This is a genomic window from Sphingomonas segetis (assembly GCF_009720245.1).
GTDB classification, from domain to species: domain Bacteria; phylum Pseudomonadota; class Alphaproteobacteria; order Sphingomonadales; family Sphingomonadaceae; genus Sphingomicrobium; species Sphingomicrobium segetis.
The window spans coordinates 1-2,787 of the sequence record NZ_WJSQ01000228.1 but is presented as its reverse complement, the minus strand read 5'-3'; the positions used below and the strand labels follow the sequence as shown (position 1 = coordinate 2,787).

General features: G+C 67.7%; 3 protein-coding genes and 1 pseudogene. 3 read left to right on the top strand and 1 reads right to left on the bottom strand.

What is annotated here, in order from left to right:
• Positions 1–498: HAD-IB family phosphatase (locus GH737_RS14090; RefSeq protein WP_196233209.1), on the top strand; the 498-nt coding region annotated here is incomplete at its 5' end.
• Here the strand turns inward: GH737_RS14090 and GH737_RS14085 are convergent.
• A complete protein-coding gene (locus GH737_RS14085; protein ID WP_155265408.1) occupies positions 499–1,437 on the bottom strand; it encodes an SPOR domain-containing protein in 939 nt (312 codons plus the stop codon).
• 135 nt (positions 1,438–1,572) lie between these two features.
• Between GH737_RS14085 and GH737_RS14080 the strand changes: the two genes are divergently transcribed.
• Both GH737_RS14080 and GH737_RS14075 read left to right on the top strand, forming a co-directional pair.
• The gene (locus tag GH737_RS14080; RefSeq protein ID WP_155265407.1) at positions 1,573–2,295 is read left to right on the top strand and encodes a ParA family protein; all 723 of its coding nucleotides are present in this window, start codon (positions 1,573–1,575) and stop codon (positions 2,293–2,295) included.
• Positions 2,296–2,306: 11 nt separating this feature from the next.
• Positions 2,307–2,787: pseudogene (locus GH737_RS14075) on the top strand (hypothetical protein); the annotation flags it as partial.

The following is a 2,787-nucleotide window of genomic DNA, read 5'->3' as shown; positions in this document are numbered from 1 at the left end:
GTGCGGCTTCTCGCCGGCCTCGACGAACGCGCGCTGCGGCGCTGCCTCGCCGAACGCGTCGAGGTCACCGCGGGCGCGGAAACGCTCGTCCAGACCATGCGCGCGGGCGGGTCGAGCTGCCTGTTGGTGTCGGGCGGTTTCCTCTCCTTCGCCGAGCCGATTGCAGGGGCGGTGGGGTTCGACCGGGTCAAGGCCAACCGCCTCGTGTTCACCGGCGGCAAGCTCAGCGGCGAGGTCGGCGACCCGATCGTCGATGCCATGGCCAAGCGCGATGCGCTGGTCGAGGTGCGCGAGCAGCTCGGTCTCACGAGCGACGAAGTGCTCGCCGTGGGGGACGGTGCCAACGACAAGCTGATGATCGAGGAAGCGGGGTTGGGGATCGCATTCCGCGCGAAGCCGGCGCTGGTCGACGTCGCCGACGCCGAGCTCAGGCATCATGGGCTCGATGCGCTGCTGTGGGTACAGGGTGTCCGTCGCCGCGATTGGTTTCGCGGCTGATTACTTCGCCGGGACTGGAAAGCAGGGGATTCCGACTCCGTTGCACGCGAATAGCGCCGCTGCCTTGCTCTCGAACGGGCCGACCTGGAGCCGCGTGACTGCGCCGGCGGCGACGTAGAAGGGCTTGCGGCCGTCAAGCGCTGCTTTGCCCGAAACCTTCCTATAGAGCGCTTCGGCGTTCGATCGTTGCGAGAAGGCGCCGAGCTGGATTCGCCAATTTCCGGACGCGGCGGCGGCGGGAGCCTTCTTCGGTGGCGCTTTCGCCGCCGGCTCTGCTGCGGCCGCCGCTTTCGGCGCTGCTTTCGCTGGAGCTTGCGGCCTTGTCTTGGCGATTGCTGCGCGCGCAGGCGTGGGTTCGGCAGAGTGCGCGGCGGGCGCTTCCTTCGCGAGATCGCGCGACATCTGGGTCCCGCGCTTGCGGTCGGCGATCGGCAGCAGCTGGTCGAGCTGTGCGAGGGTCTGTCTCGCCGGCTGGAGTCCCTGCGCGGCCGCGCGGCTGACGTAAGCGTAGCCGAGCACCGGGTCCTGAGCGACGCTGTCGCCGTTGACGAGCGCAGTGCCGTAAACGAGCAGAGCGCGCGGCTCTCCCTTGGCGGCGGCCTTTTTCAGCCACTTCAGCCCCTCCGCCTGATCGCCGTTCTGGAACAGCAGCAGTCCGAGCGTGGTCTCGGCATCGATGTGACCCTGGTTTGCCGCCCGCTCGAACCAGGTCTTCGCGGCAGAAAGGTTGGTCGGAACGCCGCGCCCGAGCCGATAGGCCTGGCCGAGGTTGAACTCGGCGTCGGCATCGCCTTTCTCCGCAAGCGGCCTCCAGATCGCCACCGCGCCCCCATAATCGGCGCGCTGCCAGGCATCGATCCCGGCTCTTACCGTTTGCGCCGAAAGCGGCGCGGCGGCCCAGATCGTCAGCGCTGCGGCAACTAAATATTTGCGATTCATGCCCAAACCCACCCCGCGAAAAGATTAGCCGAGCCGAGCGCCCGCGCAACAGGGTCTTGGGGTCGTTAACCAGATTTTAGAGCCTCTGGTGTCACTCCGCTCGTCGAATTGACGGTTTCACGCGAGGGGAAAAGCATGCGCGTCCTGGCATTGGCATCGCAGAAGGGCGGATCGGGCAAGACGACCCTGTCCGGCCACCTTGCGGTGCAGGCGCAATTGTCGGGGGCAGGCCCGGTCTGCCTGATCGACATTGACCCTCAAGGCAGCCTTGCCGACTGGTGGAACGAGCGCGAGGCCGACATGCCGGCCTTTGCCCAGACCACCGTCGCGCGGCTTGCTTCGGACCTCGAGGTGCTTCGTCAGCAGGGTTTCCGACTCGCGGTCATCGACACGCCGCCGGCGATCACCATGGCGATCCAGAGCGTCATCGCCGTCGCCGAGTTGATCGTCATCCCGACCCGGCCGAGCCCGCACGATCTTCGCGCCGTCGGCGCCACGGTCGATTTGTGCGACCGCGCGGGCAAGCCGCTCATCTTCGTCGTCAACGCGGCGACTCCGAAAGCCAAGATCACCTACGAAGCTGCCGTCGCTCTGTCGCAGCACGGCACCGTCGCGCCGGTCACCCTCCACCACCGCACCGATTTCGCGGCGTCGATGATCGACGGCCGCACGGTCATGGAGATCGATCCCAACGGCCGCTCGGCCAAGGAAGTCGTCGAGCTTTGGGATTACATTTCCGACCGTCTCGAGAAGAATTTCCGCCGGACGGTGTTCGCGGCGCCCGGTGCGGCGCCCGGAATCAGCCAGGCCAGTCCGCGTCCCGTCGGGGGCTTCGGCCGCCGCGTCGTTGGCCAGTAAGGGGGGCTCGAGTGGCCAGCGAAGCAAAGCCTTTCGCCTCTCTTTCCTCCGGTCTTCTCGCCCGCAAGGGCGCCGCCCGCCCGGCCATGCGCCCGCAAGGCTTCGGGCAAGGCGCCCAGGGCCTCGAGGATCTCGGCTGGAATGACATGGGGTTCGAGCCGCCCAAGCCGGCGGAAGCTCCTCGCGACGAGGATCACGACGCCTTCGGTGACGATGTCGTCGAGCATCCGCGTGCTCACCCGACCGGGCTCACGCCCATCGGCTCCCCGGTTCACGACCAGCAGGCCGAGATCGAAGACCGCTTCGGTAGCGACGAGGTCGACGACGAGGCCGTTGAGGTTGCGGAGCCCATCGCGGCCGGCATTTCCGAAGCCGACGAGCGTGTCGAACCCGTCGAAATTGAGGCCGAAGCCGTCGAGGCCTTCGAGCCTGTCGAAGACGTCCAGCTTGCGCCCGCGCCGGCCCCTCGCCCGGTCGCGGCACCGGCGCCGC

Excerpts from the sequence above, each read along its gene's own strand:
- GH737_RS14085 (WP_155265408.1), bottom strand. The coding sequence starts at position 1,437 with ATGAATCGCAAATATTTAGTTGCCGCAGCGCTGACGATCTGGGCCGCC.
- GH737_RS14080 (WP_155265407.1), top strand. The coding sequence starts at position 1,573 with ATGCGCGTCCTGGCATTGGCATCGCAGAAGGGCGGATCGGGCAAGACG.